We start from the raw sequence: 21,651 nt of genomic DNA on the forward strand, positions 1-21,651 counted from the left end.
CTCAGGCCTCCGCCTTCAGTGGCTCGATGTGGCGTCCGCCCCCGGTCCACTCGCCTGTCGCCCGCCAGCCCTCATAGCAAGCGAGCCAATCGAGCGACCAAGGCACCGTCGTCAGCGCGAGCAGGTCGAACGGCGTCCATTCGGCGGTCTCGATGTCGAACAGGCAGAGGCTCGGCTCGCCCTTCCTGCTCCAGTAGACGTGCGGGAGCCGTCCCTCGGGATCGCCGGGCCGGCTCCTCAACGCGGGTGAGACCACGCGCACCCGCGGCTGCTGCCGGAGCGGATCGAGACGTTCGATGATGTGAGGGACGCGGTACGAGATCTCCACCTCGTACCGCGCCATGAGGGGGCGCAATGGCCCCCGCCAAACGGCCGATCGCTCGTCGAGCGACCGCATCCGGAAGCCAGGCCAGCGCTGGCGCATCGCCTCGGCCTGATCGGCGATGCTCGGGAAGCCCTTCACCACCGGCGCTCTCCCATAAAGGTGTGGGAGCGCGCGCTTGCCGGCGTTAGGGCGGCGGCGGAGCCCGCCCCGATGATCCTCGGGGCGCTCGGCACGTAGAGGCTGCCTCGCTGCGTGTAGGCTCTTGTGGACTGGGTGACCCCTCCTCCAATACGTTTGTTGAACGCCTTCAGTGAGCGGCTGACCACGCGGTCTCCGAACTGCGTCCGAAGCCAGTTCTGGGCCTCCTCCAGCGAAGCGGCGCGCCGGACCGCCTCCAGGCCGTCAGCCAATCGGGTAAGATGTGCCGCGTAGGCGTCCTGCTGGGCGAGGTTCTCGGGCCAGCGGTCCGTGAAGCAATCCCGGTCGTAGACCGGGTTCACGACCGACACCTTCTGACCCCGCGCCGACGCGGCCAGGATCGTCCGCGCGACGGCACGGGCGAGGCGGATCAGCATGTCGGAGAGGGTCGAGCCGGGGCTCGCGACAAGGCCGGCGATGCAGCTCAGCATGACCGAGGGCGGGATGCGCCCGTCATAACCGGCGTAGACCACGTTGCGGTGGCGCTTCAGCAACTGCAGGGCCACCGTCGTGACGCTCTTCACGATCAGCGGCACTTGGTCGGGCACCTCGTCGAACTGCGCGTCGGCGCGGATATCGAGGCCGGAGGCCTCTCGGATCCTGCGGTTTACAGCGTCGGCGAAGCGTCGTTCGATCGGGGTGCGCAGGTTGTACCAGTCGCCGAACCCGAAGGCGTTCATGGGAACGTGCCGTTCCTCGTTCGCCGGCTTGTCTGGGTTCGCGTGGAAGATGTGGCTCTCGCGCTGTGCGCCGTAAGGCAACAGCGAAGACGGCGTCACGTCGACGTGCATGCCGTCCGCGAAGAACACCGTCACGCACCGGGTCTGTCGCTCGACCGATTTGAGGGTCGGATAATCGACGAGGGACAGGTAGACGAGGTCGAGCACGTCCGCCGGCGAGGTCTCGTGATGGACGTCGAGCTCGGCGACATAGTCGAGGTCGTACTCCTCGTCCGTCCCGCGCGTGGAGATGGTCGCGTCGATGCGCATCGATCCCTGCGGATAGAAGCACCGTACCCGATCCTTCAGCGGGCTCCCCTGGCGCTCCATATGCTTGCAGACGGACTCGCCGCGCTCGCGCGCCGTTCGGTGCAGGCCAGGCGGCAACTGCACGCGCACGGCAATGTCGACGAGGAGGGCGTCGAGGGGATCCTGGAGAGGATCGATCTCGTAGTGGGGCGTCATACGGTTCACGGTGATCTCCCGCTGCTGATGCGAGGCTGCCGGGCGATCCAGCTAGGTCCTCGCGGCGCCCGGACTACGCCGAATCGCCGATACGCGGATCAGCGTAGTTTGAGTCCAAAGCGAGAGTCAACCCGATCTTGGAAGACGCCGGGATCAGCCGAAGAGTGTCGGGGCTCGTGGCGCCGAGCTGATGTAATCGAGCTTCGACAGCCGGACGCGGGCGGCATCCCGCGAGACCTGGAACCGGACCATCACGGCCTCGATCATTGCGTTGGAGGCGACGCCGCCGACCTGGAAAGGGGTGAGGCCCCCGTGCGCCGCCAGTATCGGCCTCAGTTCGTCCCGCAGGGCGGTGACGGGCATCAGGTAGCTGCCGGAGGCGTAGCAGGCCTGCCATTCGAGCCAGTCGCCCTTAGGTGCATCGACCATGGTGTCGCGCTTGCAGACGAGCCGATGCTCGCGCGCGTGCTCGAAGAGATCGCCCGGCGAGAAGGCTGTCTGAAAGAGGCGGTCGTGGAGGCGGACGTGGCCGAGCTCGTGGGTCAGCGTGGTCCGGAAGCGGTTCTCGCGACGGGCATCGTTCGAGAGGGGTTCGGAGATCTCGATATCGGGAACCGTGCCGATCTTGAACCGCGTCACTCCCTCGACATCGAGGCCGTCGGGCGTGAGGTCGGCATAGACGTCGAGCGCACCGACATGTTGCTCAATCAGGACGGTCAGGTCGTCCGTCGTGATCGGGTACGCGACCTTCCCGCGATGTTTCAGAAGAAATCCGGAGACTAGGGTCTCGCACTCGCGGTCGATCTCGCTCTGCTTGAAATGGGGCCGCCTGCGGAACCGTTTCGTCTCATCGGGGACCCACATCACCATGGCGGACTTCTCAGCTCCCGCTCTTCCGGAAGGCACTGAAAATCTGGGTCGCCTGCTCCGGGCTTAGGTCGGCGTCCCTAGCGTACTGCGGCAGGGTTCCGGCGAGATAGAACAGGTACTCCGGCGGCTCTCCGAGCGCTTCCGCGAACTGGTTGATGATATGGTCCGACGTGGGGTTGCGACGATCCCGCTCGATGTCGTTGAGGTACTGCGGGGAAATGGGCTTGCCGTCCTCCTCGCGATGGATGCGGGCTGCGAGATCCTTCTGGCTGATGCCCTTCGCCTTACGCTGGCTGACGATGTATGACCCGAAGGTCGGCCCGGCCATCGATCCCGTCCCGTCATTCACGAATATGCTGATTAGCATATCGTACCGGGACTCCCGAAGCCAGCACGTTTCGCTGTCGCATATGGCCACGGTTAATGCGTATGGCGCCCGCACATCGGCCCGCACACTCGTGGGCGCATCGAAACGGACGCGCGTGCCGTTCTTGGCCCCGGTCACCCGCTCCCGGGGGGCGATTGTTTTTGGGCTTACGGCTTGGAAGGCGCCGTCTACGACACCGTGAGTTTCCTCAAGCTGCCATTGGACAACCCTACGATCGCCTGGCAGCGTGATCCCACCGGTCGGGCGCGGCCCACCGGTTCTCTCGTGTCGCTGTCGTTGACGGACTGCCACCGCGCCCCACTCGACCGCGGGCGTGGCGCGGTGGCCTTTTGTCGATGGCCGTGACGCGCCCCTCTCTCGTCGGAGCGTCGATGCCTGCACCGTCCCCCCTCGGTTCCCAACTCGAACACGCCTTCTCGCTGGATCCGTCCTACAGGGTCCATGACGTCGGCCATGCCGAATACCTGCTGAGGTATCGGACCGCTTCCGAGCTCGCCTTCGCCGTCGGCCGCACCACGAAGACCGCCGCGAAGGTCTGGCTCCCTGCGGACGAGCGCTGGAGGGAGGCGCTCGTCGCCGACGGGTTCGACTGCGTCGAGCGCGACTGCGCGAGCGACGGTAAGGGGCGCATCATCACCTTGCAGGCCATGCCGGAGTTCAGGGGCAAGCGGGCCTACTCGGTGCGAGTGAAGACCGTGGGCGAAGCGCTCGCGGTTGCGGCCAAGCTGCGCTGAGGAGGCGTGATGTCGAACTTTCTCGCACGCTTCGCTCCCGTCATCACCGCGGCCTCCGAGGCTGAGATCCGTAAGGACCCGACCATTTCGGGGCGCCTCGTACTCGGGAGTGCCGGCGACCTGACTGTCTCGTACGCGCCGTTCGAGCACGTCGTGCCGACGGCGAGGATCGTGATCGTCGGCATCACGCCGGGCGCCGAGCAGGCGCGGAACGCTCTGCTGGAGGTCAGGCGGGCGCTCGTCGCCGGCGCTTCCCACCCGGATGCCCTGGCGCGAGCGAAGGTCTTCGCGAGCTTCTCCGGGCCGATGCGCAACGCCTTGGTCGCGATGCTCGATCACGTCAGCGTCCATCGAGGTTTGAGGATCGCAGGCGCGGGCTCTCTCTGGACGACGCATGCGCATCTCGTGCACTTCACGTCGGCGTTGCGCTTCCCGGTGTTCCGGGCCGGCGAGAACTACAGGGGCAACCCCTCGATGTTGCGGACGCCGTTGCTCCGGGCACAGCTGGACGAAGGCCTTGCCGAGGAGGCTCGGATCCTGCCGCATGCGATCTGGGTCCCGTGCGGGCCCAAGGCGGCCGAGGCGGTCAACGAGATGGTGCGGCGCCGGCATCTCTCGGCCGGGCAGGTACTCGACGGAATGCCGCATCCATCGGGGGCCAACGCAGAGCGCATCGCGTACTTCCTCGGGCGGTCCTCTAAGGAAGGGCTTTCGGTGAAGACGGACCCCGTCAGGATCGACGCGGCGCGCGAGGCCATGTTGGTGAAGCTGGCCAGGTTCGGTGAATTGGCCGCGACCGCGCCGATGCCGGTCGCTTGATCGCCCGATCTCGCGTCGACCGACTAATGCCGCCGCAAGCCGAGCCGAGAGAAGCGGTGCTTGAGGATCGCGGCGACCTGGGCCTTGGCGTCGAGTTCGCGCCAGAGGCGCTTCTCGATCTCGACATGGAGCGGAAAGCCCGTGAGAGCCGGCTTCCTAGCAAGACGGCGAAAACCAGCGGCCTCGATGTAGACCGGCGTGATGCTGCCCCCCGTGACCGCGCTCAGGATGAGGCGCCCTCCCTGCATACGTGCATAGACGACGGGGATCCCCGCGAGCCGGCTCGGCTCGACACGGGCCTCGACGTAGTCCCCGGTCGCGTAGTTGCGAAGGATGGTTCGGTCGTCTCGCTCGCGCGGATCGCGAACGATCCGGTACGGCGTCCACCCCTCAAGCAGCCAGTCGGCCCGATGCTTGGGCTGGGCGACCTGCGGAACCGCGACCACGATACGGTGCACCATGGCTTGGTTCGAGGTTCGGTCGGTGCAGGGATGCTTCGGCCAAGGCGGGCCAAGCTCATCGAAGAACACCCGGCTGCCATGGGTGTTCTGGTAGAAGAAGACCGACGCTCCGCAGACCGGGCACCGGGCGTTCGGGATCGTCAGGCTGTGGAAGTCGCCGAACCGGATCCGACGCTCGATGGACGTCGTGGGAGTCGGCGGAACGATCTCGACCCTCGGCGGGGACGATAAGCGGATCCCCCCGCCCCCGTAGGGCACGTTCCCGTGCCATGTGCCTCCCCAGCCGCACGTACAGTCGAATGAGTGGTTGTGCCCGTTGCAAGGCATGAACGCCTCCCTACAACTCAAGCTTAACTTTTCGCCGGCGCCCGTAAAGGGCGCGGATCCGTTGAAGTTTCGACTGCCGTTCGATCGCGGGGTAGATGTCGGTGCTCTGCCTGGGCAGGCGAAGGCGCCCCGGCTTTCCCGGGGCATTCAGCCTCCCACGTGCACGATCCGGTCGGGTTCGAAGCCGCTGACCTCCTCGACGTGCCCCCGCGGATTGCAGACGATCCTGGTCGAGCCGACGCGGTAATCGGCGGCCCTGTGAACATGCCCGTGAACCCATAGGGCCAGCCCACGCGCGTGGATCAGGTCGCACAGGTCAGAGGCGTAGCACCAGCGCAGGTCGGACCTTGGATCGGACAGGCTGTCCGGGTGGGGCGCGTGATGGGTGACGACCACGGTGGGGCCATCATGCGGCGCCGCGAGAGTGGCATCCAGGAAAGCGCGGGTCCGCCGGTGCAGGGCGAGGACCTCCTTCGGCTCGATCCGATCGCGCGAGCGCGGGCCGGTGCGGATCCGGCGGTAGTCGACCATGCCGCCGCGCCCCTGGGCCGACCGCATGCCGTGCGTCAGTGTGGTCGAGCCGAGGCGGAAGTCGGTCCAGAGCGTGCCGCCGGCGAAGTGGGTCCCGCCGATAGTGACGACGTCGTCCATCAGGAGGTGGATGCGATGGCGGGCGGCGAGCTCCCGCCCACGGGCCATCTGGTCGGCGAGCGTGTAGCGCTCCTCGCCGCGGTCCTACCAGAAATCGTGGTTGCCCGGCGCATACACGACCGGCACCCCGGGCAGGCGCTCTGCCAGCCAGTCGAGGGCGCGGGTGAGCGGCATGTGGACGTCGCCGGCGACGACGACCACGTCGAAGCCGCCCGGCGGCGCGTGCGCGGCCGGGTCCCAGGCGTTCTCGGGCCATTCCTGGTGCAGGTCGCTGAAGACCCAGAGCTGAGAGGCAAGCGACGCGGTCATGTCGAGCCTCCCTCACAGGCGGCGTTCTCGGCGAGGCGAAGGCGGATCTCGTCGAGGGTCACCGGACGGAGGCCGAAGCAGTCGACCCCGACGTCGGTGCTCGTGGCGGTGCCGGAGAGCCGGCCGTGGGAGTGGCCGTAGAGATGCAAGTCGCCCCGGTGCTGGCGGGGCCATGCGCGGTGGGCGTAGTGGCTGCACCAGACGCCCTGGACGGTGCCGTCGGGCTGCGGGACGAGGACGCGCGCGACGTCGACGACGGCGTCCCAGGGCAGTCGTGCGCCGACTCGGTCGTGGTTGCCCCGGACGAGGTAGCGCCGGCGACCGTTGAGGCGGGCGAAGATCGCGCGGGCACGGTCCTCGGGGCAGCGATGGCAGAAGTCGCCGAGATGCCAGACGGTGTCCTCGGGGCCGACGGCGGCGTTCCAGTTCGCGACCAGGGTCTCGTCGTGCTCGTCGATCGTGGCGAAGGGACGGTTCAGGCCGAGGCGCGGGCCGAGGACGGCCCGGTGGGACCAGTGGGTATCAGCCGTGAAGAGGGTTCCGGGCATGGGGCCTCCTTGGCGGAGGCTCGCGCGGTCGAGCGCTCCGGCGGTCAGCGGATCCGGGGGCGTCTCGATCGTTTCATGGGGGCCTCTTGGATGGGCTGGCTCGTGACGGATGTGGGCGTCGCCGCTGGGGAACGCGACTTCGCGGGTAGCAGGTAGCGGTAGCGCTACCTCGCAACCGCTACCATTGGGGCGAAGCCTTTTTTAATCGGGTCCGGGCGAGGATCGGGCACTTGCCAACAGGAAGTGTCGATGCCGACGCGTCAGCAGGTCGATTGGGCCGCCAGGAAGGTGCTGGCGGACGGAAGGCGCGTCTCGCTGCGCAGCGTGGTCGCGGCGCTCAAGGCGGGACCGGCGCGCGGGGGCTCGTACCGCGACGTCGGACCCCTCCTCAGGGACTGGAAGGCGGAGCAGTCCTACCGGCCGCGCCTGGCGCCGGCGGGGCTGCCGGAGCGATTGCAGGGCGTCCTGGCGAAGGCGGCGGCGGAGATGTGGGAGGCCGCCCAGGCCGAGGCGGCGGCCGCGCTGCTCGTGGACCGGGAGAACATGGAGGCGCGGATCCGGGCCGGCGACGAGCTGCTCGTAGAGGCTCTGGGCCGCCTCGACATCGCCGAGGCCGAGGCGGCCCGCCTGAACGAGCGTGTCGAGCGTCTGGAGGAACGGCAGGTGAAGGCCCGTTCCGAGGAGTTCTGGGACCGGGTGATGCGGGAGGTCTACGACATCCTGTCCCCCGGCGTCGCCATGAGCGCGGCCGAGATCCTGCCGCTCCTCAACCCCGCGACCGTGCGCGGGGCGGCCGAGCACCGGGAGCCGCTGACCAAGCGGACGCTGCGCAAAAAGATGGCCGGACGCGCCGAGCAGGGGTGGTATTTCAAGGCTGCAGCGGACGGGGCGTTCGCCCGCGGCACGTTCCCGACGCTCGGCCGGCGGAAGAGCGCAGCGCCATCCGATCCGGCCCCCTGACCGACGCGAAAGAACCACCAAAACTCTGGAACCGGAAGTCTGCGTTACCCGCGCGCGAGGCCCGAACGGGCTCGCATGTTGGGCGCCGGACCGGGTGTCCGGCGGCCCTCGTCATCACGTCGCTTCAAGGAGGATGTGGTCATGAGGACCTACGATTTCGCGCCGCTCTACCGTTCCACCGTCGGCTTCGACCGCCTGTTCTCGATGCTGGACCAGGCCGCCCGGGTCGAACCGTCGACCCAGTGGCCGCCCTACGACATCGAGAAGGTCGCCGACGACGCCTACCGCATCACGATGGCCGTGGCCGGCTTCTCGCAGGACGAGATCGAGCTGACGCAGCACGACACCACCCTGCTCGTCACCGGGCAGAAGAAGGACAAGGACGGGGAGCGCGAGTACCTGCACCGCGGCATCGCCGCGCGCGCTTTCCGACAGACCTTCAACCTCGCCGATCACGTGAGGGTCACCGGCGCCAGCCTGCAGAACGGCCTGCTCGCCACCGACCTGAAGCGCGAGGTGCCGGAGGCGCTCAAGCCTCGCCGCATCGCCATCGGCAGCACACAGGCGGTGGCTGGCCAGGACAACGCGCCGGCCCAGATCGAGGATCGCGCCAAGGCCGCCTGATCCAGGCTTCAGCCCGTTGATCGACGAACCTTGGGGGCACGCGCCTCCGGGGCCCGACCCCTTTTCGTGCCCCGTCACGCACCATCAGGGAGGATGACCCATGTCGACGATGGAGACGCAATTCGCCCGTTCCGGACCCATGAACCCGCCCGGCCTGCGGCCCGCCTCGTTCGAGGCGTGGCAGGCCCTCGTCGCGCCGGGCGACGTATTCCGGCATCCGCGCGAGGTCCTGGCGCATCCGCAGCTGTCCCGCGCCGAGAAGCGCACGATCCTGGCGTCGTGGGCCTCGGACGCTTGTGCCCTTGAGAACGCGCCTGTCCTGCGTTGCCTTGCCGGTACCAGGGTAGAGCCGGTGCCGGTGGACGCCGTGCTCGCGGCGCTGGCAGAACTCGATCGGGACGCGGTTCCTCAGGTGAGGCAGGAGCCTCCGCGCAAGCGCCTGCGCGGTCTCGGGAGCCTGCACCGGTTCGTCCGCTCACGCCGGAAGGACGACGATCCGCCTCCGTGCCCTGCGGCGGCGATGCCGGTCTCACCCCTGCCGTCGGACACCGCGACGATCCCCTTCCCCCGCGCGACGTCGAGGGACCCGGCGGATCTGTGCGTCACGGCCGCGTAATCGCGCGCCTGCATCCCCGGCGGTCCCCGCGCGTTTGAGGGCGTAGCGTATCGGGCGGATCGGCCCACGAAGCTTCCGGGCGAAGGAGACGAAGCGTGAGCGATGGCTACCCCTCCATGACCACGCTCCTGGGCCTCCTCGCCCTCGCCGGATATCAAAATCGCGACAAGCTCGCGGAGCTGCTGGGCGGCTCGGGACAGGCCGCCCCGGCCCCGCCGGGCCCCAGCGCGGCGCCCGGCGCCTCCGGCGGACTGGGCGGGATCCTCGGCGGTTTGCTGGGCGATCGGCGCGGCGAGGACCCCGGCGGGTTCCTGCACAGCGGTCTTGGCGAGATGCTGGAGCGCTTCCAGCAGGCCGGGCACGGGGCCGCGGCGCAATCCTGGGTCAACCAGGGACCGAACCAGGAGATCGCGCCGCAGCACCTGGAGCAGGCCATCGGGCCCGACGTCCTGGCGACCCTGACGCAGCGCACCGGCCTGTCTCGCGAGGAGCTGCTCTCCCGCCTCTCACGGGAGCTGCCGCAGGCCGTGGACCGCTACACGCCGGACGGACGGATGCCGGCCTAGACATCAGCTGTCCTCGGGCCGTAGGCGCGACCTGTCCATGGCCCGAGGCCGAGGATGCCGAAGCGATGACGGCAACGCTCATGTCGCTCGTCCGCAGCGTCCGAGCCATCGCCTCACTCTTGGATCCACTCCTTCCGCTCGCGATCCCAGCGCAAGGGCTGTCGGGCAGCGTCCGCCTCGGCGAGCCAGGCCGCGCGTCGGGCGAGCTCCGCCTTGGTGGCCCTGTAACCCATGCCCGCCATCGCGCCGGCCCAGGGAAGCCAGGTCTGGGACTCCTCGTGCCACCAGTAGCCGTCGCGGAAGCGGTGTTCGCCGCCGTCGATCGTCGCGATCTCGATGAGCCCATCGTCGCGGCAGTCCATCGAGGTGAAGGTGTCCCGCACGATCTGGCGGATGCGCAGCCGCACCGCGGCGATCTCCTCCTTTGGGGCTTCCCTCTTCCGAAGGGTGACGAGCGTCGCGACGGCCATCTCGCGCTCGTCGCGGCCGCCGGAGGCCTTGAGCACCGCGATGCGCCCTTCCAGGTCGACTATGGTCGCCTCGGCCTCGGCGACCTTCCGCTCGATGTCCGCGAGCGGCGCCTTCGCGAAGCGGTTGCCGATGCCGAACTCGGCGACGATCGCCTCGCCGCGGGCCTGGAGCTCGTCCCGGCTCGCGAGGGCCGTGCGCAGGGCCTCGACGAGGCGTGCGGTCTCGCCCGGCGCGCCACCCGACAGATCGAGCTTCACCAGCCAGCTCAGGACGGCGTTCTCGGTATCCTCGTAGGGGATCTTGTAGGTGTTCGTGCAGGCGCCCCCGCGCTCGGCCGAGCACCGCAGCACGGGCGTGGAGCGGGGCCCTCGGTCCCTGTAGTTCATCGGCTGCCCGCACGTCGCGCAGGTCGCGACGGACCCGAATAGGTTGCTGATGATGGTCCCCGTCTGGCCGCCTGCGTTGTGGGCGCGCCCGAGCTTGCGCTTGTTCGCGACCCCGCGCGCCCGCGCCCAGAGCTCCTCGCTTACCACGCGGGGGTAGTAGTCCGGGATCGGGTCGCCGACAGGGACCCGCTTGCCGACGAGCTTGCCCCCGCGCTCTTCGAACACGAGCTTGTGCGGCTGGAATTCACCGATGAGCGCCCGGTTGTCCGTCAGCTTCTGGATGGTCCCGCCGTGCCAGGACCGCCCGTGTCCCCAGCACCTCTTTTCGGGGTCCGGGTCGGCGTTGAGCTTGCGTGCGATGCGGTCGCGCCCCCAGCCGTCGGCGAGGTAGCCCATGATCTCGTTGACGACCTCGACGCGCTTCTCGTTCGGCCGGAACTCCTCTCCGATCTTCGTCAGCCACGCGGGGCCTCTGGAGGTGAGCTTCTTGGAGGCGATCTTCCGGCGCTTCTCCTCCCATGTCGCGCTCAGCCGCTTGGACTTCATGCGGGACTCCTCGTGAGCCCGCATGAGGGTCATCACAGAGTACATGAAGTTCGCGTGGGAGGCGGGGTCGTCGGGGGCGCTCCGGTAGGTCATCCGGTCGGTCAGCGAGACCACGATGATGCCGGAGTTGACCAGGTTGAGCAGCATGGCCTGCGCCACGTTGACCTGGGTGCGCGTCATGCGGTCCAGGCTTTCGACCAGGAGGTAGCTTCCCTTTGCGACGCGGCCCTCCTCGACCGCTCGTTGGAATGCGGCGAGCTTGCCTTCGCCCTCGGGCGCGCTGTTCGCGCCCCGAAAGCCGGAGACGCCGATGTCGTGCAGCTTGAGGGTTGTGTCGAGCGTCAGGTGCGGGTTCTGTGCGAGGTACTCGTCGCAGAGCTCGATCTGGCGGCGGTAGCCGTCCCGGTACTTCTTCTTGTCGTCGGCCGTCGCCTGGCGCTTCGAACTGAGGCGGATGTACGAGTAGGCCGTGGCTGGAGCAGGCGTTCGTGGGATGCCGTCTGTCATGGCTAGGTCCGTGCGGAGAGCCGATCGCTAGTCGATGGTTTGCCGGCCTATACCCGAACTTGTGACGACGTGGTAGATCCCGGCCGCCCGCAGGGCGTCGTTGGTGGGCTGGTCGATGAGGCCGCGCTTGCCGGTGACGAGGGCCGCCGCCACCGCCCCCGCCTGCCCCCCGTTCGACTCGGCGATGCGGCGGGTGAGCGCGTTGCGCGCCTCGTCGAGGCCGGCGGCGAGGCGCAGGGAGAGCGGCGCCGGCTCGGGCGGCGGCTTGATGGCCGCTTGCCCGAGCAGCGAGCCGACGGCGCCGATCCCGCGAAAGTAGGCGTCGCGGGCGAAATCGTAGCCGCCCGGCCGCGCCGGCTCCGGCGGGGGCAGCAGCCGCGCCTTGGCCTCGATGTAGTCGCCGGGCTTGATGCCGTCGGCGCGGCGATAGGAGACCCGCACCCGGGTCGGGCGCTCAGGTGCCGCCATCTCGCCGAGCCGCGTGACCCGCACCACCAGCCGCGCCCCCTCCTCGCGCTCCTCCAGCGCCTCGACGAAGCCGTGGAGCGGCGCGATCACCGTGCGGGCGAGCACCGGCGCGGCGACGCTCATCGTGCGTGTGGCCGCGGCGGCGAAGCCGAGGGACAGGAAGGCGGCGGCGAGCAGAATGGCCGGCGCCACCGCCCGCGCCCGGCAGGCGAAGGCGGCCCCGGCGAGCGCGAGGCCGACACCGAACGGGGCGGCGAGAAAAACCGGGCCGTCCGCCACGGTGAGGAACAGAAGCGCCCCGGCCCCGAAGGCCACCGCCAGCCAGGGGAACAGCCGGCGCTGGGCGGCCTCCGCGGCGAGGCTGCCCGAGACCCAGCCGCCGAGCGCCGGCAGCAAGAGAACGGGCGCCGGCAGCGCGCGGAAACCGCGCACCACGACTCCCGTCCCTGCCCTCGGCCCCGCCATTCCGCGCCCCGCAAGCGACGAGACGGCCCGGACAACGGTTTCTTAACGGCTCGTCTCGCGCATGCTACAGGACCCGGCGCCGGCGGGTCGACTCACCCGACCCTGCCCTAACGGCCCCGGCCACACCGTTTTTTCGCTCTCACCCGGTTCTCGAAGCGCATGTCCTCCGTCGTCACCCGCTTTGCCCCGTCGCCCACGGGCTTCCTCCACATCGGCGGGGGTCGCACGGCCTTGTTCAACTGGCTCTATGCCCGGCGCCATGGCGGCCGGATGCTGCTGCGCATCGAGGATACCGACCGCGAGCGCTCCACGGACGCCGCCATCGAGGCGATCCTCGACGGGCTCAACTGGCTCGGCCTCGATTGGGACGGCGACGTGGTCTACCAGTTCGCCCGGGCGGGCCGGCACCGCGAGGTGGCCGAGGGGCTGCTCGCCTCCGGCCGGGCCTATTACTGCTACGCCACGCCCGAGGAACTGACCGAGATGCGCGAGGCCGCCCGCCGCGAGGGCCGGCCGATCCGCTACGACGGCCGCTGGCGCGACCGCGACCCATCCGAGGCGCCGGCCGGCGTCAAGCCGGTGATCCGCCTGCGCGCGCCGACCGAGGGCGAGACCGTGGTCGAGGATGCGGTGCAGGGCCGCGTGGTCTGGCAGAACAAGGATCTCGACGACCTCGTCCTGCTGCGCTCGGACGGCACGCCGACCTACATGCTGGCGGTGGTTGTGGACGACCACGACATGGGCGTGACCCACATCATCCGCGGCGACGACCACCTGACCAACGGCGCGCGCCAGACCCAGATCTACCAGGCGCTGGGCTGGGACGTGCCGAACATGTCGCACATCCCGCTGATCCACGGGCCGGACGGGGCCAAGCTCTCGAAGCGCCACGGCGCGCTCGGGGTCGATGCCTATCGCGACCTCGGCTACCTGCCGGTGGCGCTCCGCAACTACCTCGTGCGCCTCGGCTGGAGCCACGGCGACCAGGAGATCTTTTCCACGCAGGAGATGATCGCCGCCTTCGACCTCGCCCAGGTCGGGCGCTCGCCGGCCCGGTTCGACTTCGCCAAGCTCGAGAGCCTGAACGGGCACTACATCCGCTCCTCCACCGACGAGGCGCTGGTCGCGGCGATCGAGGCGATCCTGCCGACGCAAGGGGCGCGCTGGGGCCTCTTGGCGCCGCTGCCTGCGGAGACCCGCCAGAAGTTCATCGCCGCGATGCCGGGGCTGAAGGAGCGGGCCAAGACCCTGATCGAGCTCGTCGACAGCGCCTATTACCTCTACGCGCCGCGCCCGCTCGCCCTCGACGAGAAGGCGACCGGGCTGCTGGGCAACGGGGGCCGCGAGCGGCTGGCCGGGGCGCTCACCCATCTCGAGGCCCTGACCGAGTGGTCCGCCGCCTCGACCGAGGGTGCGGTGCGGCAATTCGCCGAGAGCGCCGGGGTCAAGCTCGGGCAGGTCGCCCAGCCCCTGCGGGCCGCGCTCACCGGCCGGACCACCTCGCCGCCGCTCTTCGATGTGATGGCGGTGCTCGGCCGCGAGGAGAGCCTGGAGCGCCTGCGCGAGCAGGCGGCGGCCTGAGGCAGCGGTCTGAAGCGGACGGACACTCGCTGCCGGACATGCAACCGGGCCGCGCACCCCCGCGAATCCGCATTCGCGGGGGTGATCCTACAACCCCTGAACAGAAACTGAATTCTGTCACCAGGGCGGGGAGCTGCGGTTGATGCCGGTGCGGCGATCCGCTAACCGGAAACCCGAGTGAGCAACCGCAGCAAAGTCGCCGCCCTGCACCGGGGGCCGCGGTCGGAACGGCGCCGACGCTCAGTCACGTTGATGGAAAGGGTCCGCAACCCCATGAGCCTCCCCACCAGCACCCTCACGGTGAACGGCCGCGCGATTGAGATGCCCACCAAGACCGGCACGATCGGTCCGAGCGTCATCGACATCAGCAAGCTCTACGCGCAGACCGGCCAGTTCACCTACGACCCGGGCTTCACCTCGACCGCCTCCTGCGAATCGAAGATCACCTACATCGACGGTGACGAGGGCGTGCTCCTGTACCGGGGCTACCCGATCGAGCAGCTGGCCGAGCACGGCGACTTCCTCGAGACCTGCTACCTGCTGCTGTACGGCGAGCTGCCGACCGCGGCCCAGAAGGCCGATTTCGATTACCGCGTCACGCGCCACACGATGGTGCATGACCAGATGAACCGGTTCTTCCAGGGCTTCCGCCGCGACGCCCACCCGATGGCCGTCATGGTCGCCTCGGTCGGCGCGCTCTCGGCCTTCTACCACGACTCGACCGACATCACGGACGAGAAGCAGCGCATGGTCGCCTCCATGCGCATGATCGCCAAGATGCCGACGCTCGCGGCGATGGCGTACAAGTACACGATCGGCCAGCCCTTCGTGTATCCGAAGAACGACCTCGACTACACCTCGAACTTCCTGCGGATGTGCTTCGCGGTGCCGTGCGAGGAGTACCAGCCGAACCCCGTGCTGTCGCGGGCGCTCGACCGGATCTTCATCCTGCACGCCGACCATGAGCAGAACGCCTCGACCTCGACGGTTCGTCTCGCCGGCTCCTCGGGCGCCAACCCCTTCGCCTGCATCGCCGCCGGCATCGCCTGCCTGTGGGGGCCCGCCCATGGCGGCGCCAACGAGGCGGCGCTGAAGATGCTGGCCGAGATCGGCACCCCTGAGCGCGTCGGCGAGTACGTCGCCAAGGCCAAGGACAAGAACGATCCGTTCCGCCTGATGGGCTTCGGTCACCGGGTCTACAAGAACTACGACCCGCGCGCCCGCATCATGCAGAAGACCACCCACGAGGTGCTGAGCGAGCTCGGCATCAAGGACGATCCGCTGCTCGACGTCGCGATGGAGCTGGAGCAGATCGCCCTCAAGGACGAGTACTTCATCGAGAAGAAGCTCTACCCGAACATCGACTTCTACTCGGGCATCACGCTCAAGGCGATGGGCTTCCCGACCTCGATGTTCACGGTGCTGTTCGCGCTCGCCCGCACCGTCGGCTGGATCAGCCAGTGGGCCGAGATGATCGAGGACCCGTCCCAGAAGATCGGCCGTCCGCGCCAGCTCTATACCGGCGCCCCGAAGCGGGATTACGTGACGGTGGCCCAGCGCGGCTGAGCGTCCGTCAACGGGAAATGAGAACGGGCGGCACGCGAGTGCCGCCCGTTTCTTTTTGTGCTTTGGAAAGAGCTCGGCGTCGAGAGTTGAAGCGCCTCCCCTCCCCCTTGTGGGGAGGGGTAAGGGGGTGGGGGTGGTGCCGGATAGAGCGAGGTGGTGCCTCCTGCACCACCCCCACGCGGGATCTTCGATCCCCATGGCCCCTCCCCACAAGGGGGAGGGGAAGTGTTCTAGGCCGGCACCTTCCCGCCCAGCTCGTCCTCGATATGCGCCCGCACGATCGCGTCGAAATCGGGCTCGGCCTTGAAGCCGAGGTCCAGCGCCCGCCGGGCATCGAAGGTGCGGGGCCAGCCGGCGACGATGCGCTCGATGGTGGGGTCGGGCTCGCGGCGGATGCGGGCCACGGCCGCGTCACCGGCGGCGCGGCGCAGGGCCTCGATCTGCTCGGCGACGGTGGCGCCGACGCCCGGCATGGTCAGGTTGCGCCGGTCGCCGAGGCGCTTGGTATCGATCGTCGCGGCGTGGATGAGGAAGCCGACCGCCGAGCGCGGCGAGGCGTGCCAGTGACGGACCTGGTCGGAGACCGGCAGCACCGCCTCCTGGCCGGCGAGCGGCTCGCGGATGATGCCGGAGAAGAAGCCCGACGCCGCCTTGTTGGGCTTGCCCGGCCGCACGCAGATGGTGGGGAGCCGAATGCCGACGCCGTCGAAGATGCCGCGGCGCGAGTAATCGGAGAGCAAGAGCTCGCCGATCGCCTTCTGGGTGCCGTAGCTGGTGAGCGGCGCCGTCAGGTACTCGTCGGGGATCGGGTCGGGCATCGGCGCGCCGAAGACAGCCACCGACGAGGTGAAGACGAAGCGGGGCTTGTAGCCCTCGCCGATCGCCCGCACGGCATCGTAGAGGCGGCGGGTGCCGTCGAGGTTGATCCGGTAGCCCTTGTCGAAATCGGCCTCGGCCTCGCCCGACACGATGGCGGCGAGGTGGAAGATCACGTCCGGGCGGCCGGCGACCAGGCGCTCGGCCTCGCCGGGATCGGAGAAGTCGGAGGCCGAGAGCGAGACCGGGATTTTTGTGCCGGCCGGCGCCTCGGGCGGCACCACGTCGTGCAGGGTCAGGCGCGAGATCGTCTCGCCGCCCAAGGAGCCGTCCTTGACCAGCCGGTCGAGGAGCTTGCGCCCGACCATGCCGGCGGCGCCGAGGATGAGGATATGCATCGAAGCGTCTCCCTCAGAGCGTGAAGCCGCCATCGGCGACGTGGGTCTGGCCGGTGGTGAAGCGGGATTCGTCCGAGGCGAGGTAGACGGCGAGCGCCCCCATCTCCTCCGCCGTGCCGAGCCGGCCCATCGGCTGGCGGTCGATGAAGGCCTGGCGGGCGGCCTCGACCGAAGTCTTGTTCATCTCAGCCAAAGCCGCGATGCGCTCGTCCAGCGAGGGCGACTGGATCGTGCCGGGGCAGATCGCGTTCGCCCGCACGCCGCTGCGGATGAAGTCCCGCGCCACCGCCTTGGTGAGACCGACCACCGCCGCCTTCGAGGCGCCGTAGACGTAGCGGTTCGGCGCGGTGGCGTCCGCCCCGACCGCCGAGGCGATGTTGACGATCGAGCCGTTGCCGCGCTCCAGCATGCCGGGCAGGAAGGCCCGGATGGTGCGGTGCATCGAGCGCACGTTGAGGTCGAAGGCCAGATCCCACTCGGCGTCGGTGCAATCGAGGATGGTGCCGTGATGGACGAAGCCGGCGGCGTTCACCAGCACGTCGACCGGGCCGGCGCCCTTCGCGAACTCCGCCACCGCCGCGTCCGAGCGGACATCGAGGGACGCGGCCTGCACGCCCTTCAGGCTCTCGAGCTTCCCCGCGTCGAGATCGGTCGCCAGCACCTCGGCGCCCTCGGCGAGGAAGGCCGCCGCGATGGCGCGTCCGATCCCCTGGCCCGCCGCCGTCACGACCGCGCGCTTGCCCGTCAGCCGTCCCGCCATGTGTATCCTCCCGTTCGTCGCGCCCCGCTCGGCGGCGGGGCTTGTTCGTGAAACCGTGTCGCCGTCAGGCGAGGGTCTTCGTCATGTGGACCAGGCGCCGGTCCGGCAGGTCCTCGACCCGCTCGGTGGCGTAGCCCCGCCGCGCGTACCAGTCGATGTTCCGCACGAGCTTGTCCCCGGTGTAGAGCCGCAACTCCGACAGGTCGAGGTCCCGCGCCCGCGCCTCGGCCGCCGCCAGCAGGGCATTGCCGAGGCCGGTGCCCTGATGCGCGGGAGCGACCGACACGCTCCAGATCATCAGGTGATCGGGATGCGGATCGAGCACCAGGGCCCCGGCGAGCGCCCCGTCCTGGTCGGCGAGCCAGACCTCGTAGCGCGCCAGCACCTCGGCGGCCGGGGTGAGGAGCGGGACCGGCTCGACGCCGAGGAGCGGGCGGTTCGGCGCGTAGGCCGCCTCCTGCAGGCCTGCGAGGGCGGCCTCGTCGGGGGTCGTCGCGCGGCGCAAGGCTTCGCCCGGGATCGACGCGCTCGTCAGCGCGCCGAGGCGCAGGGACTGGCCGCCGTCGAGATTGGCGGGATCGAGCCAGCGGTCGAAGCCCTGGCGGGTCTGCGGCCACTCGGCATCGAGCATCGAGAACCAGGTCGTGTCCCGGTTGCGGCCCTTGACGATCATGCCCTGGCGAAACAGCCCCTCGTAGGAGAAGCCGAGGCGCCGCGCCGCGCTCCGGGACGGGGCGTTGAGGGCGTTGCACTTCCACTCGTAGCGGCGATAGCCGAGATCGAAGACGTAACCGGCCAGAAGCCGCATCGCCTCGGTGGCGCCGGGCGTGCGCTGCAAAGCCGGGGTGTAGAGGATGTTGCCGACCTCGATCACCCGGTTCGCCCGGTCGATCCGCATCAGCGCGGCGTGGCCGATCGCCTTGCCCGACCGCGAATCCAGGATGGCGTAGAACAGGGGATCGCTCGAGGCCGCGCAAACCGCGAGATGGGCCTGGAAACTCGCATGATCGTGGAACGGGCCGGCGGGCATGTATTGCCACAGGGCTTCCTTGCCTGGCCCGACCGCGCCCTCGGCGAGGTCGGCGCCGTGCGCCGCCGCATCGAGCGGCACGATCGAGACGTGGCGCCCGTCGAGGCGGATTTTCTCGGGCCCGGGCGCCGGGCCGGTCGTGGCGACGGGATGGCCGATCGGCAGGCCGGTGACGGGATCGCGATCGGGATTCATGCGCCGCTCCGCTCCTTCAGGTCCCGGTTCTTGAGATCTTGGCGGAAGAATCCGTTGATCTCGGAGAAACCGACCGAGCCGTCGAAGCCGCCGAAGCTGCCCTCGTCGTGGATGCGCCGCGCCGCACGGATGAAGCCGGTCCAGGCCGCCCGCGCCAGCGACGAGCCGACGCTGATCCTGCGCACGCCCAAGCCTTCGAGATCGGCGACCTTGAGGCCCGGATTGGTGCTCATCAGGATGTTGACCGGCACCGGCGCCAGGGCCTCGACCAGGGTGCGGATGTCCTCGCGCCGCTTCGGGCCCGGCGCATAGACCACGTCGGCCCCGGCCTCGGCATAGGCCTGGAGCCGGCGGATCGCCTCGGGCAGGGGCTCGGGATGGCCGGTGAGGTAGCATTCGGCCCGGCCGGTCAGCACCACGCCGGTGCCGGAGGCATCGATTGCGGCCTTCGCGGCGCGGATGCGCTCGGCGCCCTCCCGGATGTCGTAGAGCGGCCGGCTCGGGTCGCCCGTGGCATCCTCGATCGACAGGCCGGCGACGCCGGTCGCCACGCAGGCCGCGACGTTGCGGGCGACGCCCTCGGGATCGTGGGCGTAGCCGGATTCGAAATCGGCGTTCACCGGCAGGTCGGTGGCGGCGGCGATCTCGGCGATGTGGGCCAGCATCGCGTCGAGGGGCACCGCCCAGTCGGTGTCCGGCAGGGCGCGGGTGAAGGCGAAGCCCGAGCTGGTGGTGGCGAGCGCCGGAAAACCCATCGCCGCGAGGTAGCGGGCGGTGCCGATGTCCCAAGGGTTCGGCATCACGAAGCAGCCGCTCTCGTGGAGCCGCCAGAAGGCGGCGCGGGCTGCGGCGGGGTCGGTCATCGGACAAGTCTCGCGGGAATCGGGGCGCCAGCCTTTCATAGGGCGCCGCCCGCTGTAAACCGGCGCCGTTGCGCTCAGGCGCGCAGCATCCGCGCCAGATCCTCCGGCAGGCCCACGCTCTCCGTCGGCGGCAGGGTCGGCCGGGCGCCCGCGAGCCCGGCCGCGGCGATCACCGCCCGTGCCCCGGCCTCGACCGAGCAGATCACCGGCACGGCGACCTGCGGCTGCACCCGCTCGGCCAGGCCGGCCAAAGCCGCGCCGCCGAGCACCACCACGTCGGCCCCGTCGATCTCGGCGCAGTCGCGGCAGGCGGCCGCGAGGCGGCCCAACGCCGCGTCGGGGTCGCGGGCGATCTCGCCGCCGGTCGGTGCCACGGTGCGGATGCCGGCGAGGCGCTCGGAGAGGCCGAGCATCGCCGCGAACTCGGTCAGCATCGGCTTCCACAGGACGCCGCCGGTGACGATGCCGATGCGGCGCCCCCGGGTGCAGGCGAGGTGCAAGGCGCCCTCCGCCATGCCGACGACCGGAACGGGGGAGATTTCCTTGAGGGCGAGCAGGCCCGGATCGCCGAAGCAGGCGAGATAGACCGCGTCGCACCCGGCGACGTTGGCCGCCAGGGCGTCGAGGGCGGCGTGGCCGGCGATGGCCGCGGCGGCGCGGCTCGCGATGTAGCGGGCGCCGAAGCGGCCCGTCACCGGCACGATCTCGGCGGGGATCAGGCGCCGGACATGTGCGGCCGCCTGCTCGGTGACGGCGGCCGTGGTGTTGGGGTTGATGAGCAGGATGCGCACGATCAGGTTTCCCCGCAGGTTTCCCGGCGCATCCCGCGTATCATACGCTTTCCGATTGATCGCTTCGCGATACGGAAAGCGGCCTCGCTCAGGCGCCGCGCGGGCTGATGATACGAAATCCGGAAGTCATCTTCCGGATTTCGTATCACAGGGCTACTTCTCGACGAAGGCCTTCTCGATGACGTAGTGGCCGGCCTCGCCGTGGTTGCCCTCGATGTAGCCGGCACCGGCGAGCAGGTCGCGGGTGTCGCGGATCATGTCGGGGCTGCCGCAGAGCATGAAGCGGTCGGCCTCCTTGGTCATCATCGGCAGGCCGATGTCGGAGAAGAGCTTGCCGGAGGTCATCAGGTCGGTGATGCGGCCGCGGTTGCGGAACGGCTCGCGGGTCACGGTCGGGTAGTAGATCAGCTGGTCGCGGACCATCTCGCCGATCAGCTCGTGCTGGGGCAGCGTCTCGGTGATCGTCTCGCCGTAGGCGAGCTCCTGGACCTGGCGGCAGCCATGGACCAGGATCACCTTCTCGAAGCGCTCGTAGGTCTCCGGATCCTTGATGATCGCCAGGAACGGCGCGAGGCCGGTGCCGGTGCCGAGCAGGTAGAGGTGCCGGCCGGGCATCAGGTTGTCGAGCACCAGGGTGCCGGTGGCCTTGCGGCTGACCACGATCGGGTCGCCGACCTTGAGGTGCTGAAGCTTCGAGGTGAGCGGGCCGTTGGCCACCTTGATGGAGAAGAACTCCAGCTCGTCCTCGTAATTGGCGCTCACCACGCTGTAGGCGCGCAGCAGGGGCTTGGCGCCCTCGCCCTTGAGGCCGATCATCGTGAACTCGCCGTTGCGGAAGCGGAACGACGGGTCGCGGGTGGTGCGGAAGCTGAAGAGCGAGTCCGTCCAGTGATGGACGGACAGGACGCGCTCCTCGTTGAAGTTGCTCATCGTGCCAGGAATCCTGAAGGCGCTCGACGGGTCGCGAGGTTCTCGGTTTGGGATGCTCATCTCGCAGGTGCGGCATCGCCGTCAAGGCGTCGCCGCACAGGCGAGGTCTGCGTGCGAGGTCTGTGTAACCGTCAAGCCGCAGGGACAACCGGCTGTTCTTCGCAATGCTTCCAGTGCGCCGCCGCCCCGGTGGCCTGCACCGCGCCCGGCCTGTCGCCATGACGGACCCCCAAACTCCCCACCCCTCTCGTGCGACGAGGGCGGCATGATCGAAGCGGGGACGATCCGGAACGAGCCC

General features: G+C 69.5%; 23 protein-coding genes and 1 pseudogene. 8 read left to right on the forward strand and 16 right to left on the reverse strand.

Annotation, left to right across the window (positions count from 1 at the left end):
- Nucleotide 1: 1 nt before the first annotated feature.
- The 4 genes from AC3AOF_RS26975 to AC3AOF_RS26990 form a co-directional block, all read right to left on the reverse strand.
- Nucleotides 2-466 (reverse strand): type II CBASS E2 protein, encoded by a 465-nt coding sequence (locus AC3AOF_RS26975; RefSeq protein WP_488347004.1) that lies wholly within the window; start codon nucleotides 464-466, stop codon nucleotides 2-4.
- Entirely contained in the window at nucleotides 460-1,707 is a 1,248-nt protein-coding gene (locus tag AC3AOF_RS26980; RefSeq protein ID WP_488349064.1) for a nucleotidyltransferase domain-containing protein, read from the reverse strand. The genes AC3AOF_RS26975 and AC3AOF_RS26980 overlap by 7 nt, the downstream gene beginning before the upstream one ends.
- Before the next feature lie 153 nt (nucleotides 1,708-1,860).
- A complete protein-coding gene (locus AC3AOF_RS26985; protein WP_488347005.1) occupies nucleotides 1,861-2,571 on the reverse strand; it encodes an ImmA/IrrE family metallo-endopeptidase in 711 nt (236 codons plus the stop codon).
- Nucleotides 2,572-2,587: 16 nt separating this feature from the next.
- On the reverse strand, nucleotides 2,588-2,905 hold the full coding sequence (locus AC3AOF_RS26990; RefSeq protein ID WP_488347006.1) for a helix-turn-helix domain-containing protein: 318 nt from the start codon (nucleotides 2,903-2,905) through the stop codon (nucleotides 2,588-2,590).
- Nucleotides 2,906-3,336: 431 nt separating this feature from the next.
- Between AC3AOF_RS26990 and AC3AOF_RS26995 the strand changes: the two genes are divergently transcribed.
- Both AC3AOF_RS26995 and AC3AOF_RS27000 read left to right on the forward strand, forming a co-directional pair.
- On the forward strand, nucleotides 3,337-3,699 hold the full coding sequence (locus AC3AOF_RS26995; protein ID WP_488347007.1) for a hypothetical protein: 363 nt from the start codon (nucleotides 3,337-3,339) through the stop codon (nucleotides 3,697-3,699).
- A 9-nt stretch (nucleotides 3,700-3,708) separates the two neighbouring features.
- A complete protein-coding gene (locus tag AC3AOF_RS27000; RefSeq protein WP_488347008.1) occupies nucleotides 3,709-4,518 on the forward strand; it encodes a hypothetical protein in 810 nt (269 codons plus the stop codon).
- A 23-nt stretch (nucleotides 4,519-4,541) separates the two neighbouring features.
- Here the strand turns inward: AC3AOF_RS27000 and AC3AOF_RS27005 are convergent, their stop codons facing one another.
- From AC3AOF_RS27005 to AC3AOF_RS27020, 4 genes are all read right to left on the reverse strand, one after another.
- On the reverse strand, nucleotides 4,542-5,237 hold the full coding sequence (locus tag AC3AOF_RS27005) for a hypothetical protein (protein WP_488347009.1): 696 nt from the start codon (nucleotides 5,235-5,237) through the stop codon (nucleotides 4,542-4,544).
- Nucleotides 5,238-5,453: 216 nt separating this feature from the next.
- A complete protein-coding gene (locus AC3AOF_RS27010) occupies nucleotides 5,454-5,957 on the reverse strand; it encodes a metallophosphoesterase (RefSeq protein ID WP_488347010.1) in 504 nt (167 codons plus the stop codon).
- A gap of 84 nt (nucleotides 5,958-6,041) precedes the next feature.
- Nucleotides 6,042-6,266, reverse strand: coding sequence for a metallophosphoesterase (locus AC3AOF_RS27015; protein ID WP_488347011.1), 225 nt, complete (start codon nucleotides 6,264-6,266; stop codon nucleotides 6,042-6,044).
- Entirely contained in the window at nucleotides 6,263-6,814 is a 552-nt protein-coding gene (locus tag AC3AOF_RS27020; RefSeq protein WP_488347012.1) for a metallophosphoesterase, read from the reverse strand. Before AC3AOF_RS27020 ends, AC3AOF_RS27015 begins: the two co-directional genes overlap by 4 nt.
- A 249-nt stretch (nucleotides 6,815-7,063) precedes the next feature.
- On the opposite strand from AC3AOF_RS27020, the gene AC3AOF_RS27025 reads away from it, so the two are divergent.
- From AC3AOF_RS27025 to AC3AOF_RS27040, 4 genes are all read left to right on the forward strand, one after another.
- Nucleotides 7,064-7,774, forward strand: a complete 711-nt coding sequence (locus tag AC3AOF_RS27025; RefSeq protein ID WP_488347013.1) for a DNA-binding protein — start codon at nucleotides 7,064-7,066, stop codon at nucleotides 7,772-7,774.
- Nucleotides 7,775-7,915: 141 nt separating this feature from the next.
- Complete coding sequence (locus AC3AOF_RS27030; protein ID WP_488347014.1) at nucleotides 7,916-8,398, forward strand: Hsp20 family protein; 483 nt, start codon at nucleotides 7,916-7,918, stop codon at nucleotides 8,396-8,398.
- A 100-nt stretch (nucleotides 8,399-8,498) separates the two neighbouring features.
- Nucleotides 8,499-9,014 (forward strand): hypothetical protein, encoded by a 516-nt coding sequence (locus AC3AOF_RS27035; RefSeq protein WP_488347015.1) that lies wholly within the window; start codon nucleotides 8,499-8,501, stop codon nucleotides 9,012-9,014.
- Nucleotides 9,015-9,109: 95 nt separating this feature from the next.
- The gene (locus AC3AOF_RS27040) at nucleotides 9,110-9,580 is read left to right on the forward strand and encodes a YidB family protein (protein WP_488347016.1); all 471 of its coding nucleotides are present in this window, start codon (nucleotides 9,110-9,112) and stop codon (nucleotides 9,578-9,580) included.
- Nucleotides 9,581-9,693: 113 nt separating this feature from the next.
- Here the strand turns inward: AC3AOF_RS27040 and AC3AOF_RS27045 are convergent, their stop codons facing one another.
- Together AC3AOF_RS27045 and AC3AOF_RS27050 are read right to left on the reverse strand one after the other, a co-directional pair.
- Nucleotides 9,694-11,490, reverse strand: a complete 1,797-nt coding sequence (locus AC3AOF_RS27045; protein WP_488347017.1) for a recombinase family protein — start codon at nucleotides 11,488-11,490, stop codon at nucleotides 9,694-9,696.
- 48 nt (nucleotides 11,491-11,538) lie between these two features.
- Nucleotides 11,539-12,423: pseudogene (locus AC3AOF_RS27050) on the reverse strand (DUF4131 domain-containing protein); the annotation flags it as partial.
- A gap of 159 nt (nucleotides 12,424-12,582) precedes the next feature.
- On the opposite strand from AC3AOF_RS27050, the gene gltX reads away from it, so the two are divergent.
- The gene (gene gltX / locus AC3AOF_RS27055) at nucleotides 12,583-14,004 is read left to right on the forward strand and encodes a glutamate--tRNA ligase (protein WP_488347018.1); all 1,422 of its coding nucleotides are present in this window, start codon (nucleotides 12,583-12,585) and stop codon (nucleotides 14,002-14,004) included.
- A gap of 273 nt (nucleotides 14,005-14,277) precedes the next feature.
- Complete coding sequence (gltA, locus tag AC3AOF_RS27060; RefSeq protein ID WP_139034974.1) at nucleotides 14,278-15,570, forward strand: citrate synthase; 1,293 nt, start codon at nucleotides 14,278-14,280, stop codon at nucleotides 15,568-15,570.
- A 230-nt stretch (nucleotides 15,571-15,800) separates the two neighbouring features.
- On the opposite strand, the gene denD is transcribed toward gltA, so the two are convergent.
- From denD to AC3AOF_RS27090, 6 genes are all read right to left on the reverse strand, one after another.
- Nucleotides 15,801-16,784, reverse strand: a complete 984-nt coding sequence (gene denD / locus AC3AOF_RS27065) for a D-erythronate dehydrogenase (protein WP_488347019.1) — start codon at nucleotides 16,782-16,784, stop codon at nucleotides 15,801-15,803.
- A 13-nt stretch (nucleotides 16,785-16,797) separates the two neighbouring features.
- Nucleotides 16,798-17,544 (reverse strand): SDR family oxidoreductase, encoded by a 747-nt coding sequence (locus tag AC3AOF_RS27070; RefSeq protein WP_488347020.1) that lies wholly within the window; start codon nucleotides 17,542-17,544, stop codon nucleotides 16,798-16,800.
- A 64-nt stretch (nucleotides 17,545-17,608) separates the two neighbouring features.
- Nucleotides 17,609-18,769, reverse strand: coding sequence for a GNAT family N-acetyltransferase (locus AC3AOF_RS27075; protein WP_488347021.1), 1,161 nt, complete (start codon nucleotides 18,767-18,769; stop codon nucleotides 17,609-17,611).
- A complete protein-coding gene (locus AC3AOF_RS27080) occupies nucleotides 18,766-19,632 on the reverse strand; it encodes an isocitrate lyase/PEP mutase family protein (protein ID WP_488347022.1) in 867 nt (288 codons plus the stop codon). Before AC3AOF_RS27080 ends, AC3AOF_RS27075 begins: the two co-directional genes overlap by 4 nt.
- Nucleotides 19,633-19,706: 74 nt before the next feature.
- The gene (locus tag AC3AOF_RS27085) at nucleotides 19,707-20,423 is read right to left on the reverse strand and encodes an aspartate/glutamate racemase family protein (protein ID WP_488347023.1); all 717 of its coding nucleotides are present in this window, start codon (nucleotides 20,421-20,423) and stop codon (nucleotides 19,707-19,709) included.
- A gap of 153 nt (nucleotides 20,424-20,576) precedes the next feature.
- On the reverse strand, nucleotides 20,577-21,353 hold the full coding sequence (locus tag AC3AOF_RS27090; RefSeq protein ID WP_236987951.1) for a ferredoxin--NADP reductase: 777 nt from the start codon (nucleotides 21,351-21,353) through the stop codon (nucleotides 20,577-20,579).
- Nucleotides 21,354-21,651: the final 298 nt, after the last annotated feature.

This window comes from Methylobacterium sp. 142-1Y (assembly GCF_057747795.1).